The organism is Sabulicella glaciei, assembly GCF_026183895.1.
Classification (GTDB): domain Bacteria; phylum Pseudomonadota; class Alphaproteobacteria; order Acetobacterales; family Acetobacteraceae; genus Roseococcus; species Roseococcus glaciei.
In genome coordinates this window covers 65,616-79,441 of the sequence record NZ_JAPFQI010000001.1, presented here as the reverse complement: position 1 = coordinate 79,441, position 13,826 = coordinate 65,616, and the positions used below count along the sequence as shown (strand labels likewise).

At 71.4% G+C, this 13,826-nt stretch carries 13 protein-coding genes; 7 read left to right on the top strand and 6 right to left on the bottom strand.

Going from position 1 to position 13,826, the window contains the following annotated elements:
• Positions 1–15 precede the first annotated feature (15 nt).
• Together OF850_RS00330 and cobA are read right to left on the bottom strand one after the other, a co-directional pair.
• Positions 16–660 (bottom strand): peroxiredoxin, encoded by a 645-nt coding sequence (locus OF850_RS00330; protein WP_301587673.1) that lies wholly within the window; start codon positions 658–660, stop codon positions 16–18.
• Positions 661–791: 131 nt separating this feature from the next.
• The gene (gene cobA / locus OF850_RS00325; protein WP_301587672.1) at positions 792–1,586 is read right to left on the bottom strand and encodes a uroporphyrinogen-III C-methyltransferase; all 795 of its coding nucleotides are present in this window, start codon (positions 1,584–1,586) and stop codon (positions 792–794) included.
• An 86-nt stretch (positions 1,587–1,672) separates the two neighbouring features.
• Between cobA and OF850_RS00320 the strand changes: the two genes are divergently transcribed.
• A complete protein-coding gene (locus OF850_RS00320) occupies positions 1,673–3,325 on the top strand; it encodes an NADPH-dependent assimilatory sulfite reductase hemoprotein subunit (RefSeq protein WP_301587671.1) in 1,653 nt (550 codons plus the stop codon).
• 6 nt (positions 3,326–3,331) lie between these two features.
• Here OF850_RS00320 and OF850_RS00315 read toward each other — a convergent pair whose 3' ends face one another.
• Both OF850_RS00315 and OF850_RS00310 read right to left on the bottom strand, forming a co-directional pair.
• Positions 3,332–3,976, bottom strand: a complete 645-nt coding sequence (locus tag OF850_RS00315; RefSeq protein ID WP_301588830.1) for an OmpW/AlkL family protein — start codon at positions 3,974–3,976, stop codon at positions 3,332–3,334.
• Positions 3,977–4,080: 104 nt separating this feature from the next.
• The gene (locus OF850_RS00310; RefSeq protein WP_301587670.1) at positions 4,081–5,061 is read right to left on the bottom strand and encodes a Bug family tripartite tricarboxylate transporter substrate binding protein; all 981 of its coding nucleotides are present in this window, start codon (positions 5,059–5,061) and stop codon (positions 4,081–4,083) included.
• A 112-nt stretch (positions 5,062–5,173) separates the two neighbouring features.
• Here OF850_RS00310 and OF850_RS00305 point away from each other — a divergent pair, with 112 nt between their 5' ends.
• From OF850_RS00305 to OF850_RS00280, 6 genes are all read left to right on the top strand, one after another.
• Positions 5,174–6,847: a formate--tetrahydrofolate ligase gene (locus OF850_RS00305; RefSeq protein WP_301587669.1), complete on the top strand. Its 1,674-nt coding sequence runs from the start codon at positions 5,174–5,176 to the stop codon at positions 6,845–6,847.
• 117 nt (positions 6,848–6,964) lie between these two features.
• Entirely contained in the window at positions 6,965–8,050 is a 1,086-nt protein-coding gene (locus tag OF850_RS00300) for a trypsin-like peptidase domain-containing protein (RefSeq protein ID WP_301587668.1), read from the top strand.
• 46 nt (positions 8,051–8,096) lie between these two features.
• Positions 8,097–8,777 carry a winged helix-turn-helix domain-containing protein gene (locus OF850_RS00295; RefSeq protein WP_301588829.1) on the top strand — a complete coding sequence of 227 codons (681 nt, stop codon included), beginning with the start codon at positions 8,097–8,099 and terminating at the stop codon, positions 8,775–8,777.
• A gap of 16 nt (positions 8,778–8,793) precedes the next feature.
• On the top strand, positions 8,794–10,194 hold the full coding sequence (locus tag OF850_RS00290; protein ID WP_301587667.1) for a HAMP domain-containing sensor histidine kinase: 1,401 nt from the start codon (positions 8,794–8,796) through the stop codon (positions 10,192–10,194).
• 57 nt (positions 10,195–10,251) lie between these two features.
• Positions 10,252–10,545, top strand: coding sequence for a hypothetical protein (locus tag OF850_RS00285; RefSeq protein WP_301587666.1), 294 nt, complete (start codon positions 10,252–10,254; stop codon positions 10,543–10,545).
• Positions 10,546–10,558: 13 nt separating this feature from the next.
• Positions 10,559–11,674 (top strand): YbfB/YjiJ family MFS transporter, encoded by a 1,116-nt coding sequence (locus OF850_RS00280; RefSeq protein WP_301587665.1) that lies wholly within the window; start codon positions 10,559–10,561, stop codon positions 11,672–11,674.
• Here the strand turns inward: OF850_RS00280 and OF850_RS00275 are convergent.
• A complete protein-coding gene (locus OF850_RS00275) occupies positions 11,646–12,923 on the bottom strand; it encodes a bifunctional folylpolyglutamate synthase/dihydrofolate synthase (protein WP_301587664.1) in 1,278 nt (425 codons plus the stop codon). The two genes, OF850_RS00280 and OF850_RS00275, sit on opposite strands and share 29 nt — an antisense overlap.
• Positions 12,923–13,789: an acetyl-CoA carboxylase, carboxyltransferase subunit beta gene (gene accD / locus OF850_RS00270; protein ID WP_301587663.1), complete on the bottom strand. Its 867-nt coding sequence runs from the start codon at positions 13,787–13,789 to the stop codon at positions 12,923–12,925. Before accD ends, OF850_RS00275 begins: the two co-directional genes overlap by 1 nt.
• Positions 13,790–13,826: the final 37 nt, after the last annotated feature.

The following is a 13,826-nucleotide window of genomic DNA, read 5'->3' as shown; positions in this document are numbered from 1 at the left end:
CAGGGTTGCGGCGGCTCAGCCTTCCTGCGGCACGTCCACCCAGCGCAGATAGGGACGCTCGGCCTTCCAGCCCTGCGGGAAGCGAGCCTTCGCGTCCTCGTCCGACAGGCTGGGGACGATGATCGCTTTGTCGCCCTTCTGCCAGTTCACCGGCGTCGCGACCTTGTGCTTGTCGGTCAGCTGCAGGCTGTCGATCACCCGCAGCACCTCGTGGAAGTTGCGGCCGGTGGAAGGCGGATAGGTAAGCGTCAGCCGCACCTTCCGCGCCGGGTCGATCACGTAGACGGTGCGGACGGTGATGGTGGGGTCGGCCTCCGGATGGATCATCCCGTAGAGCTCGGACACCTTGCGGTCCGGGTCGGCGATCATCGGGAAGTTCAGCGCGGCGCCCTGCGTCTCGCGGATGTCCTCGGCCCAGGCATCGTGCCGGTCCAGCGGATCCACCGACAGGCCGATCACCTTCACGCCACGCTTGTCGAATTCCGGCTTCAGCTTCGCGGCCTCGCCCAGCTCGGTGGTGCAGACCGGCGTGAAGTCCTTGGGGTGGGAGAAGAAGACCACCCAGGAATCCTTGCCCCAATTGCTGAAGCGGATGCGGCCCTGCGTGGTGTCGGCCTCGAAATCGGGCGCCACCTGCCCGAGGGAAAGCTGCTGCGACATGGTTTACTCTCCTTCAGCTCTTCGTTGGTCAGATCAGTCGTGCAAGAAGCGCGACAAGGGCAAGGACGCCAAAGCCGATGCCGGCGACGTCGCCTGCCGGTGCCCAGGTCTCGTCCGTCAGCGCGGCGAAATCAGGCATGGGCGGCCTGCGCCGGCAAGGGGGCATCCAGGGTGCCGGCCAGCGCCGCCGCCTCGCCGATGACGACCAGCGCGGGGGCCGGCATCCCGGCGCGCCGCGCATCGAGCGTGCAGGCGCCGAGCGAGGTCCGCAGCACGCGCTGCGTGGGCAGGCTGGCCTCCGAAACGATGGCGACGGGGGTAGAGCCGGGGCGCCCACCCGCCAGCATCCGGGTCGCGACCTCGTCCAGTTTCGTGAGCGCCATGAAGGCGACCACCGTGCGGGGCAACGCGCCCCATTCCATCGCCGGCAGGCCGCCCGCCTCATCATGCGCGGTGAGGAAGGTGACGGCGGAGGCGATGCCGCGCTGCGTCAGCGGGATTCCGGCCGCGGCCGGCGCCGCGAGCCCGGCCGAGACGCCCGGCACCACGCGCCAAGTCACCCCGGCCGCATCGCAGGCCGCCGCCTCCTCGCCGCCACGCCCGAAGATGAAGGGGTCCCCGCCCTTCAGCCGCACCACGCGCAGCCCCGCGAGCGCGCCCTGAACCAGCCGCGCGTTGATGCGCGCCTGCGGCACCGGCGCGGCGCCCTTACGCTTGCCGACCGCGATGACCTCCGCGCCACGCCGGACATGACGGAGCACGGCGCGGCCAGGCAGCGCGTCGTGCAGCACGAGGTCGGCGGCCTCCAGCGCCTGCACCGCGCGCAGGGTCAGCAGGGACGGGTCGCCGGGGCCGGCACCGACCAGCCAAACCTCGCCGCGGGCGAAGACCGGTCCAGCGAGGCGGCTCGTGGATTCCACTTTCATGTTGCGGCCAATTCTTCCAATAACGCTTGTTATGATCGTAGAATCATGTTTTCACTTTTGGCAAGCGCATTGAAAGAGGCGACGCGATGAAGGCGGGTGAAGTCGAGGCGATCAAGGCGGCAAGCCAGGGGCTGCGCGGGCCAATCGCGAAGGAGATCGGTGGCCGCAACTCCGGAGGAGGGCTGAGCGAGGCTGCCTACACCCTGCTGAAATTCCACGGAACCTATGAACAATTCGATCGCGACACGGCCACCGCGCGCAAGCAGGCAGGGCAGGACAAGGACTGGTCCTTCATGGTGCGCGTCCGCGCGCCCGCCGGGCGGCTTTCCGCGTCCCAATGGCTCGCCCTGGACGCGCTGGCGGAAAGCCATGCTGACGCCACGCTGCGGGTCACCACGCGACAGGGCGTGCAATTTCACGGCGTCCTGCGGGAAAATTTGCGCGGCACCATTGCCGGCATCCACGAGGCGTTGCTGACTACCCTCGCCGCCTGCGGCGACGTGGTCCGCAATGTCATCACCTCGCCTGCTCCGCGCCGGGACGCGGTCCATGCGCGGTTGGAAGCGGAAGCCTTCCGCCTGTCCTCCGCCCTGCTGCCGCGCAGCCGCGCCCACCACGAGATCTTCCTGGGCGAGAAGCACGTGGCGGGCGAGGCGGAGGACGCGCTCTACGGCGCCGCCTTTCTGCCGCGGAAATTCAAGATTGCCCTGATCCATCCGGACGACAACTCGGCAGATGTGCTGGCCAATGACCTCGGCTTCGTCCTGGTACCGGAGGGGTGGATCGTGATGCTGGGCGGCGGCATGGGCATGACGCACAACAAGCCTTCCACCTTTCCGCGGCTCGCCGACCCCGTGGCGCTGATCGGCCCGGACGAGGTGCTGGAGGTGGCGGAGGCGGCCGTGCGCCTCCATCGCGACTTCGGACGGCGGGACGACCGAAAGCAGGCGCGGCTGAAATACGTGCTGCACGAAAAGGGCCCGGCCTGGGCCCGCGCGCAGCTTTCCGCCGATCTGGGCCGCACTCTCGCCCCACCCCCTTCCCTGCCGAGGCTGCGCGTGCCGGAGCATCTGGGGTGGCACGACCAAGGCGACGGCAGGTTCTGGCTCGGCCTTTCGGTCCCCTCGGGTCGCGTCGCCGGACCCTGGCGCGAAGCCCTGCGCGAGGTGATCAACCTTTCCGGCGCCAATCCGATCGGGACACCGCAGCAGGACCTGCTGCTCTCCGACATTGCGCCGGAGCAGCGCGCGGCGGTGGAGGCGGTGCTGGCCCGGCACGGCATCCCCCTGCCCGAATCCCTGTCGCCCCTGCGCCGCGCCACCCTCGCCTGCGTCGCCTTGCCCACTTGCGGCCAGGCGCTGGCGGAGGGCGAGCGGGTTCGGGAGGAGGTCACGTCGGCCATCGAGGCGGAACTCGACGCGCTGGGGCTGCTGGGGGAGCGGATCAGCCTACGCATCACCGGCTGCCCCAATGGCTGCGCCCGCCCCTACCAGGCGGAGATCGGCGTGGTGGGGCGCGCGCCGGGGCTCTACACGCTCTTTGTCGGCGGCGCCTTCGAGGGCACGCGGCTGAACGAGGCCATCGCCGACAAGATCCCGCCGGACCGCATCGCCCTGACCTTGCGGCCGGTGCTGGAAGCCTGGGCGGCGTGGCGCCTCCCAGGCGAGGGCTTCGGCGATTTCTGCGCGAGGCTCGGCCGCCTGCCGGTCCAGCGCCTGCTGAAACCGGCGGCGGCCTGACGCGGCTCAGAACCGGTAGCGGACCGATGCGCCGATCACGAAGGGATTCACGTCGGCCCGCGCCCGGATCAGCCCGCTATTCACGCTGACATCCGGCTGCATCAGGATCCACTTGGCGTCGAAATTGAGGAGCCAGTTCGGCGCCACCTCGTAATCCACGCCGATATTGGGCGCGACGCCGACGGTGTTGCGGACCCGGACTCTGGTCACCGGCGGCGTCATCGCACCGCCATGGCCGTAGAAGAAGGTCGTGTTGAGCCCGACGCCGACATAGGGGCTGAAGCGCGACTGCGGCAGTGGGTGGTACTGCACCGTCAGAGTCGGCGGCAGCGCCCACACCCGGCCCAGCTTCACGTCGCCCAACGCCGAGCCGGTCACGCGCAGATCGTGCCGGGTGGTGGCGGCAATCAGGTTCGCCGACAGGTTCGGCGTGAAGAAGTAGGTAAAGTCCAGCTGCGGGCTGGCCGCGTTGCTCGCCTGCGGCGTCCCGCCGATCAGGCCCACGCGCCCGCCATTGGTGGGCAGCACGCCGACCGCGCCCAGGCCCACCACGAAATCTCCGGCCCGCTTCCCGCGCGGCGCTTCCTGCGCCGCCGCCTGTCCCGCGCCCAATGCCAGCAGCCCCGCCGCCAGCAGCACCATCGTCTTCATCACGTCCTCGCGCCTTTCGATTCGTGTTGCGCGAGGACCGGGTTACGCCCCGGGCTGCGGCGCGTCGTTGCGCCGCATCAAGCCACGGGGCATGGACTTAAGCGCTACTCGGCGCGGATGTTCGCCTCGCGCACCACTTCGCGCCAGCGCGCGATCTCGGCCTCCTGGAAGCGCCGGTAATCCGCGGCGCTGCTCGCCACCACGTCGAAGCCGATCCCATTCAGGCGCTGCACGCTTTCCGGGTGGCGCAGGCTTTCGCGGCACATCGTCTCCAGCCGCGCCAGCACCGGCGCGGGCACCGCGGCCGGCGCCATCACCGCCTGCCAGGAGGTGACGACGAAATCCTGCAGGCCGCATTCGCGCGCCGTCGGCACGTCGGGGATGGTCGGGTGACGCTCCGCGCTCGTCACCATCAACGCGCGCATCCGCCCGGCCTGGATGTGCGGCGCGACCGTGCCAAGATTCTGGAAGGTCATCTGCACGTCGCCCGCCAGCAGCGCCGTCGCCGCCGCCGCGCCGCCCTGGTAGGGCACGTGCTGGATGTCGCTGCGGGTACGAAGCTTGAACAGCTCCATCGTCATGTGCTCCGAGGAACCGACGCCGGAGGTGGAGTAGGAGGCGCGGCCGGAATTGGCGCGCAGCCATTCCATCATGCCGTTGAAGTCACGCGCCGGCATGGCGGTCGGGTTCGCGATCAGCACGTTGGGCGTGGTGACGGCCAGCGTGACCGGCGCGAAGTCGCGCACCGGGTCATAGGGCAAGTTGGGCCGCAGCGCCGCGTTGATGGCAAAGACGCCGATGGATCCGGTCAGCAGCGTGTGCCCGTCCGGCGCGGCGCGCGACAGTGCCTGCGCGGCCACGGCGCCATTCGCCCCGGGCCGGTTCTCCGCCACCACGGGCTGGCTCACCATGCCCGTCATGCGGGCGGCGATCAGCCGGGCGACGATGTCGGACGGGCCGCCCGCGACGAAGGGAACCAGCATGGTCACCGGGCGCGTCGGCCACACCGCGTCCTGGGCGTACCCCTGGGTCGGGGCGGCGAGGAAGGGGGCGGCGAGCAGCGTGCCGCGACGGGTGACTTTCATGGATTTCCTCCGGGCTCTTGTTTTGCGTGCGTGCATCCTGCCGCCGCGCTGCGCCGCTTGTCCAATCCCCCAGCCGCCGCCATACGGGCGGGGCAAGGGGGAAGCCGCGTCCATGTCCATCGACCTCGAGATCGCACGCGCCGCGAAGCTGCGGCCCATCGCCGCCATCGCCGCGCGCGCCGGCATCCCGGACGAGGCGGTGGAGCCCTACGGCAAGCACAAGGCCAAGATCTCCCTCGACTTCGTGGAGCAAGCACGGCGCGAGCGTCCCAGGGGCAAGCTCGTCCTCGTCACTGGCATCAGCCCCACCCCGGCCGGCGAGGGCAAGACGACCACCACGGTCGGGCTGGGCGACGCGCTGAACCGCATCGGCCGCCGCGCCGTGATCTGCCTGCGCGAGCCGTCGCTCGGCCCATGCTTCGGCGTGAAGGGCGGCGCGGCCGGGGGCGGCCACGCGCAGGTCGTGCCGATGGAGGACATCAACCTCCACTTCACCGGCGACTTCCACGCCATCACCGCCGCCAACAACCTGCTGGCGGCGATGCTCGACAACCACATCCACTGGGGCAACGCGCTGGGCATCGACCCGCGCCGCGTCTCCTGGCGCCGCGCCCTCGACATGAACGACCGCGCGCTGCGGCAGGTGGTGCAGAGCCTGGGCGGCGTGGGCAACGGCTTCCCGCGCGAAGACGGGTTCGACATCGTGGTGGCGAGCGAGGTGATGGCCGCCTTCTGCCTCGCCGACAGCCTGGAGGACCTCCAGGAAAGGCTGGGCCGCATCATCGTGGCCGAGACGCGCGACCGCCGCCCGGTGACGGCGCGCGACCTGAAGGCGGATGGCGCCATGGCCGTGCTGCTGCGCGACGCGCTGGCGCCCAACTTGGTGCAGACGCTGGAAGGCACGCCCGCCCTCGTGCATGGCGGGCCCTTCGCGAACATCGCACATGGCTGCAACAGCGTGATGGCGACGCGGCTCGGCCTGCACCTGTCCGACGTGGTGGTGACCGAGGCCGGGTTCGGCGCCGATCTGGGCGCGGAGAAGTTCCTCGACATCAAGTGCCGCCTCGCCGGCCTTGCCCCCGATGCCTGCGTGATCGTTGGCACGGTGCGCGCGCTGAAGATGCATGGGGGCGTCGCCAAGGCGGATCTGGGGCGCGAGGATCTGCACGCGCTGCACCGGGGCGTCGCCAACCTTGCGCGCCATGTCGAGAACATCCGCAAGTTCGGCCTGCCCCCCGTGGTCGCGATCAATCGATTCACCTCCGACACCGAGGCAGAGCTCGCCGCGATCCGGGAGGCGATGAAGGAGATCGGCGTCGAGGCGGTGCTGTGCACCCACTGGTCCGATGGCGGGGCGGGGACGGAGGCGCTGGCCCGTGCCGTCGCGCGCCGCCTCGATTCCGGGGAAGCGCATTTCGCCCCCCTCTACCCGGATAACCTCCCGCTCGCGGACAAGATCCGCGCCGTGGCGCGGGAAATCTACCGCGCCACCGACATCGCCCTGCCCGACGCGGTGGCCTCCCGGCTGCGTCGCTTCGAGGAACTGGGCTTCGGGCATGTCCCGGTCTGCATCGCCAAGACGCAATACTCCTTCAGCGCCGATCCGACCCTGCTGGGCGCCCCGACCGGCCACACCCTGCCGGTGCGGGAGGTGCGGCTTTCCGCCGGGGCCGGCTTCGTGGTGGTAATCTGCGGCGAGGTGATGACCATGCCCGGGCTGCCGCGCGTCCCCGCGGCCGAGGCGATCCGCCTGGACGCGAATGGGCGGATCGAAGGCCTATTCTGACGGGAATCTCCGGCAACCGCCTTGCGTCCGGGGCTTTCCCTCCCTGATGCTTGCTATCGACAGGAAGGCCGCACGCTCCCGATTCGGCGGCGGCCTGGAGGATCGCCGGCCCGCGCCATGACTGCCCATCGCCCCGCCCCCCTCACCCGCCGCCATGCCTTGGTGGCCGGGCTGATGCTGCCACCTGCCCTCACGGGCTGCGGCGGCCCCGCCATCGCCCAGCGCGGCGGTGCCGCTGCCCTTCCCGATTTCGCCGACCTCGCGGAACGGGTGCTTCCCGCCGTGGTCAACATCTCCGTCGCCTCGGAGACGCAGAGCGCCATCCCGCAGGAATTCCGCGGCACCCCGCTGGAGCGGTATTTCCGCGGCCGCCGCGAGCGGACGATGGGCGCTGGCAGCGGCTTCGTCATCGATCCGGGCGGCTTCATCGTCACCAACAACCACGTGGTCGGCAATGCCAGCCGCGTGACCGTCTCGCTCCAGGGCGGGCAGGAATTGCAGGCCCGCGTCGTCGGCTCGGACGAATTGATGGACCTCGCCCTGTTGCGCGTAGAGCCGCGCAACCCGCTGATCGCCGTGCCCTGGGGATCGAGCGGGGCGCTGCGCGTCGGGCAATGGGTGCTGGCGGCGGGCAATCCCTTCGGCCTCGGCGGCTCGGTCACCTCGGGCATCGTCTCGGCGCGGGGGCGCGACATCGGCGCCGGTCCCTTCGACGACTTCATCCAGACGGACGCCGCGATCAACCCGGGCAATTCGGGTGGCCCGCTCTTCAACGTCGCGGGCGAGGTGGTGGGCATCAACACGGCCATCTACTCGCCCTCCGGCGCCAATGCCGGCATCGGATTCGCCACCCCCTCCGACCTCGCGCGGCCCGTGATCGAGGGGCTGCGCCGCGACGGGCGGGTGGAGCGAGGCTGGCTCGGTGTTCAGGTGCAGGACCTCGTGGCGGAGGATCCGCGCGCCGGGCGCCGCGCCGTGCTGATCGCGGGCGTCGAGCGCAACGGCCCCGCCGCGCGGGCCGGGCTGCGCTCCGGCGACGTCGTCCTGTCCATCAACGGCCAGCCCGCCGAGACCTCGCGCATGCTGGTACGCTCCATCGCCGCCGTCCCGCCGGGCCAGTCCGTCCGGTTGACGCTGCTGCGCGACGGGCGCACCCAGGATCTCTCCGTCCAGGTCGGGCGGCGGCCCGGCGGCACCGGTTGAGGCAAGGCAGGGGGCGGCCCGCCCCGATGGAAGGCAGGAGCGAATGATGCGAATCCTCCTCGTCGAGGACGACGTGGAAGTGGCCCGCTTCGTGAAGAAGGGCTTGCAGGAGGCCGGCCACACGGTCGAGCACGCACCGAACGGACGCGAGGGCCTGTTCCTGGCCGCCAGCGAGGCCTTCGACATGCTGGTCCTGGACCGGATGTTGCCTGGCGGCGTGGACGGGGTGCGCCTCGTCGAGACGCTGCGCGGCCAGGGCAACCGGACGCCCGTGCTGTTCCTTTCCGCCCTCTCTGCCGTGGATGAGCGCGTAAAGGGGCTGAAGGCGGGCGGCGACGATTATCTCGTGAAGCCCTTCGCCTTCGCCGAGCTCCTGGCCCGGGTCGAGGCGCTGGGCCGCCGCCCCTCCTCCGAGGCACCGGTCACCAAGCTCCGCGTCGCCGATCTGGAGCTAGACCTGCTGAGCCGCACCGTCACCCGGTCCGGCAAGCGCATCGACGTTCAGCCGCGCGAGTTCCGCCTGCTGGAGCACCTGATGCGCCATGCAGGCCAGGTGGTCACGCGCACCATGCTGCTGGAGAAGGTCTGGGACTACCATTTCGACCCGCAGACCAACGTGATCGACGTCCATGTCTCGCGGCTGCGGCAGAAGCTGGACAAGGGCTTCGACAAGCCGCTGATCCACACGGTCCGCAACGCGGGCTACATGATCCGCGCCGAGGCCTGAGCGCAGCGAGGTCGCCATGAGCGAACGCCTCGCTCGCCCCCCGCCGCCGCCGCGGCTGCTTCAATCGGCCGGGTTCCGCTTCGCCCTGTTGTTCATGGCGATCTTCTCCGTCGCCGCGGGGCTGCTGGTGGCGGTGCTGTGGTGGGCGACAGCGGGCGCCATCGACCGCCAGACCGTCGCGGCCATCCGTGCCGACACGCTGGCGCTGATGGACCGGCACCGCGATGCCGGCCCGCTGGGCCTCATCGAGTCCATCGAGGACCGCATGGCCCAGGATGCCGAGGCGGTGACGATCTACCTCCTCATGGACCGGGACGGCCGCAAGCTCGCGGGCAACCTGGACCACTGGCCCGAGGGCATCGCCGGCGACGGGACCTGGTTCCGGACCGAGCTTCACCACGACGGCGCCACCTCCGAGGCGCGGCTGCACCGCCGCGACCTGCCCGGGGGGCTGAGTCTCCTCGTCGGACGCGACGAGAGCGAGCGCACGCAGCTCGACATCGTGATGGCGGAGGGCATGGCGTGGTCATTGGGCGCGATCCTCCTGCTGGGCGGCGTCGGCGCCTCGCTGGTGCGGAAGGCGCTGCAGCGGCGCATGGCGCCCGCCATGCTGACCGCCCAGGGCATCGCCGCGGGGGATCTGGCCCGGCGCGTCCCCGTTTCGCTCCGCCACGACGAGTTCGACCAGCTGGGCGCGACCATGAACGCCATGCTGGAGCGGATCGAGGCGCTGATGTCCGGCGTGCGCTCCGTTTCCGACGCCATCGCGCACGACCTGCGCACCCCCATCGCCCGCGCGCGCGGCAAGCTGGAGGAGGCGCTGGACGCCGCGCGGAGCGAGGAAGGGCTGCGCGCGGCAGTGGAGGAGGGCATCGCCGACCTCGACAACATCAGCCGCGTCTTCCAGGCCCTGCTCCGCATCGCCGAGGCCGAGGCGGGCGCGCGCCGCGCCGCCTTCGCGCCGCTCGACCTTTCCGCCGTCCTGTCCGACGCCGCGGATTTCTACGAGGCGATGGCCGAGGCACGCGACCAGCACCTCGAAACCGACCTGCCGGACAGGCTCGACCTCGTCGGAGACCGGGACCTGCTGCTCCAGGCCGTCGCCAACCTGCTGGACAACGCGATCAAGTTCACTCCGCCCGGCGGGAAGGTGCGGCTTTCCGCGCGCCGCGACGGCCGGGTGGCCGAGATCGCCGTGGAGGATTCAGGCCCTGGCCTGCCGCAGGCCGACAAGGATCGGGCGCTGGACCGCTTCTTTCGCGCCGACGCGTCGCGCAACGCGCCCGGCTCGGGACTCGGCCTTTCCCTGGTGCGCGCCGTCACGCAGCTGCATGGCGGCGAGGTGTGGCTGGAGGACGCGCAACCCGGCGCGGAGCCGCCGGGGCTGCGCGTTTCGCTGCGGGTGCCGCTGCCCTGACCAAAGCTTCACCCCTGGCCAACTCGTTCTTAGGGCACGAAAGTGCAGACACCGCCCATGCTCGTTGCGCGCGTCCTTCTCCTTTCCGCTTTCGTCCCGCTGCTTGTCCTGCCCGCATCCGCGGGCGCCGAGCATCAGGCGCACGACCTGCGCCTGACCACCGACACGCTCGAGTACTGCCAGTCCCTTGCGCGGCGTCTCGAATCCATGCCGGGCCACACGGAGCCGACGCCGCGCCTGTTGGGCCAGCAGGGGCGCCGGCTTTGCGCGCGTGGCCATGTCCGGACCGGCATCGCCCGCCTGCGCCGCGCCATCCGCATCGCGGCGAGCCGGCAAGCCGACGGGGGCTGACCCCGGGAGGCCCATGTCGCCCTTCCTGAGCGCTGCGCTCTCGGGCGCCGCGGCCACGGCAGCGGGGATCGGCCTCGCCCGCTTCGCCTTCGTGCCGCTTTTTCCCGCGCTGGTCGAGGCCGGGTGGGTCTCGGGCGCCGAGGCCGGGCTGCTCGGTGCGGCCGCTCTCGCGGGATATCTGATCGGCGTCATGGGGGCGCAGGCGCTGGGGCGGCGCCTCGGCACGCGCGGCGCGCTGCGCCTGGGCATGGCGGCGGTGTTCCTGTCGCTCGCGCTTTGCGCCGTTCCCGGCGGCGTGGCGTGGCTGCTGCCCTGGCGGCTGCTCGCGGGGGTGGCGGGGGGCGTGCTGATGTCGCTCGCCGGACCTTCGGTGCAGCGCGCCGTGGAGGCCGCACGGCGCGGCACAGCCTCGGGCATCGTGATCGCCGGAGTGGGCGGTGGCATCACGCTCGGGGCGTTGATCCTGCCGCCCTTGCTGCAGGGCGGACCTGCCCCCGGCTGGCTAGGCATCGCGGCGCTGGCGCTCGGCCTCGCCATCTTCGCGCATTGCCGCTTTCCCGAGGATGCGGGCGGCATCCCGCCCGGTGCCCCGCCAGCGGCGCCGCGCCTCCTCCTCGCCTATGCGCTGTCAGGGGCGGGGATGGTGCCCCCCATGGTCTACCTTTCCGACTTCGCGGCGCGCGGCGTGGGGGTCGGGGTGCTGGCGGGAAGCGGCATCTGGGCCTTGTTCGGGCTGGGTGCGCTCGCCGGGACGCTGCTGGGCGGGCGCGCGGCCGACGGGCTGGGCGGGGCCGTCTCGGTCCGGCTCTGGCTCGGCGTGCAGGCGGCGGCGCTGGGGCTCGCCCTCCTGCCGCATGGCGCTGCGCTCGCGGGGGCGGCGGTGCTGGGCGGGTTCTCGGGCGTCGGGATCTCCGCCGTCACCCTGGCCTGGGCCCGGGAAATGGCGGGGCCACAGGCCGGGGCGCTGTGGGTGCGGGCGACGCTCGTCTACGCGGCGGCACAGGCCGGCGCCGCCGTTGCCCTGGCGGTGCTGTTCGGCATCACGGGCGAAAGCCATGCGGCCGTCTTCGCGGCGGGCCTCGCCTGCTCGCTCGGCGCGCTCATTCCGGCCATGTTCCATCGGCCTTGAGCACCTCCCCGGCCAAATAGAGGCTGCCGCAGACCAGGATTCGCCCCGGCGGGGCGTCCGCGCGCAACCGCGCCAGCGCCGTCGCCACGTCCGGGCCAGGACGCGCCGCGCCGCCGCTCGCTGCGACGATGTCCTCGACCTCCATTGCTAGGTGCTGGCCGGGCTCGCGCACGGCGTGGATCGTGTCGGCCAGGGGTAGGAGGGGGCGCAGGAAGCCCTCCGCGGTCTTGCCCTGCTTCATCCCGACGACGAGGTGCAAGGGCCGGTCGCGCCAGTCGCGCAACGCCTCGGCCAGCGCCTCCCCCGCCCCCGCATTGTGGCCGCCATCGAGCCATAGCTCCCAGGGCGCGGGCGGGGTGAGGCGCCCGTGCAGGCGTTGCAGCCGCGCGGGCCAGGTCGCGCTGGCGACGCCCTCGACGATGGCAACATCGGACAGCCAAGGCGGGTTCCAGGCGCGCAGCGCGGCGATGGCGATGCCGGCATTGTCGTGCTGGTGCGGGCCGCGAAGCCCGAAGCGCGGCAGGGGAATCCGTCCCGCCGCGTCGGCAAAGGCGCCATCTGCCACGTCCCACTCGCGGAACCGGGCATGGAGCGGCGCACCCACCTCGCCCGCGACGCGCTCCAGGACCGACAAGGCCTCGGGGTGCTGCGCGCCGGTCGCGCAGGGCACGCCGGGCTTAAGGATCCCGGCCTTCTCGAAGGCGATCCCGGCCAGCGTGCCACCCAGGAACTCCATGTGGTCCATGGAGATGGATGCAATGGCGCAGGCGGCCGGGCGGTCCACCACGTTGGTCGCGTCGAAGCGGCCGCCCAGCCCGACCTCCAGCACCAGGAGGTCCGCCGGAACTCGCGAGAACAGCAGCAAGGCGACGGCGGTGGTGATCTCGAAGACGGTGATGGGCTCGCTCGCATTCACCGCCTCCACCTCCTCCAGCGCGTCGGCCAGGGCATCCTCCCCCACCAGCGTGCCCGCCAGGCGGATGCGCTCATGGAAGCGGACAAGGTGCGGCGAGGTATAAGCGTGGACGCGCTGCCCCGCGGCCTCGGCAATGGCGCGCAGATGGGCGCAGGTGCTGCCCTTGCCGTTGGTGCCCGCGACATGGACGACGGGCGGCAGCGATCGCTCCGGATGGCCGAGCCGCGCGAGCAGCCCGTGCAGCCGGTCGAGCGACAGGTCGATCAGCTTCGGATGCAGCGCGTGCAGCCGCTCGACCAGCGCCTCGGCACGGCCGATGGTGGGTGCGCCCATCAGGCGGCGTCGGCGGCCGGTTCCGAACGCAGCAGACGGATCAGGCGTCCCAGCGTGGCGCGCATCTCGCCGCGCTTCACCACCATGTCCAGAATGCCGTGCTCCAGCAGGTACTCGGCGCGCTGGAAGCCTTCGGGAAGCTTCTCGCGCACGGTCTGCTCGATGACGCGTGCGCCGGCGAAGCCGATCAGCGCCCCCGGCTCGGCCATCTGCACGTCGCCCAGCATGGCGAAGGAGGCGGTGACGCCGCCGGTCGTCGGGTCGCACAGCACGACGATAAAGGGCAGCCCCGCATCCTTCACCATCTGCGAGGCGATGACGGTGCGCGGCATCTGCATCAGGCTCACCGCGCCTTCCTGCATCCGCGCCCCGCCCGAGGCGGCAAAGACGATCAGCGGCGAATCCTGCAGCACGGCAAGGCGCGCGGCGGCGACGATCGCCTCGCCCACCCCGGCGCCCATAGAGCCGCCCATGAACGCGAACTCGAAGGCCGCGACGACGGCGCGTTGCCCCTCGATGGTGCCGTGGCCGACGGTCACCGCGTCATCCATGCCGGATTTCGTCTGCGCGTCCTTCAGGCGTTCGGCATAGCGGCGCTGGTCCTTGAAGCGCAGCGGGTCGGCGGGCGCGCGCGGCAGCTCGATGCGCTGCCAGCCTTCATCGAGCGTGGCGTCCAACCGGGCCATCGCCGAAAGCCGCATGTGATGGCCGCAATGGGTGCAGACCCGCAGGTTCTTCTCCAGGTCGGTCTGGAAGATCATCTGCTCGCAGCTGGGGCATTTGTGCCAAAGATTCTCCGGCACCTCGCGCGTCGCGCCGAAGAGCGTCTTGATCTTGGGCAGGGCCCACTCGCTGATCCAGTTCATCGCACATGCCCTCGCTTCGCGCCGGGCGGACCGGCCG

Coding starts and splice junctions, on each gene's coding strand:
- OF850_RS00290 (WP_301587667.1), top strand. CDS start 8,794: ATGAGCGAACGCCTCGCTCGCCCCCCGCCGCCGCCGCGGCTGCTTCAA.
- OF850_RS00275 (WP_301587664.1), bottom strand. CDS start 12,923: ATGGGCGCACCCACCATCGGCCGTGCCGAGGCGCTGGTCGAGCGGCTG.
- OF850_RS00310 (WP_301587670.1), bottom strand. CDS start 5,061: ATGAAAGTCACCCGTCGCGGCACGCTGCTCGCCGCCCCCTTCCTCGCC.
- OF850_RS00315 (WP_301588830.1), bottom strand. CDS start 3,976: ATGAAGACGATGGTGCTGCTGGCGGCGGGGCTGCTGGCATTGGGCGCG.
- cobA (WP_301587672.1), bottom strand. CDS start 1,586: ATGAAAGTGGAATCCACGAGCCGCCTCGCTGGACCGGTCTTCGCCCGC.
- OF850_RS00320 (WP_301587671.1), top strand. CDS start 1,673: ATGAAGGCGGGTGAAGTCGAGGCGATCAAGGCGGCAAGCCAGGGGCTG.
- OF850_RS00305 (WP_301587669.1), top strand. CDS start 5,174: ATGTCCATCGACCTCGAGATCGCACGCGCCGCGAAGCTGCGGCCCATC.
- OF850_RS00280 (WP_301587665.1), top strand. CDS start 10,559: ATGTCGCCCTTCCTGAGCGCTGCGCTCTCGGGCGCCGCGGCCACGGCA.
- OF850_RS00300 (WP_301587668.1), top strand. CDS start 6,965: ATGACTGCCCATCGCCCCGCCCCCCTCACCCGCCGCCATGCCTTGGTG.
- OF850_RS00285 (WP_301587666.1), top strand. CDS start 10,252: ATGCTCGTTGCGCGCGTCCTTCTCCTTTCCGCTTTCGTCCCGCTGCTT.
- OF850_RS00330 (WP_301587673.1), bottom strand. CDS start 660: ATGTCGCAGCAGCTTTCCCTCGGGCAGGTGGCGCCCGATTTCGAGGCC.
- OF850_RS00295 (WP_301588829.1), top strand. CDS start 8,097: ATGCGAATCCTCCTCGTCGAGGACGACGTGGAAGTGGCCCGCTTCGTG.
- accD (WP_301587663.1), bottom strand. CDS start 13,789: ATGAACTGGATCAGCGAGTGGGCCCTGCCCAAGATCAAGACGCTCTTC.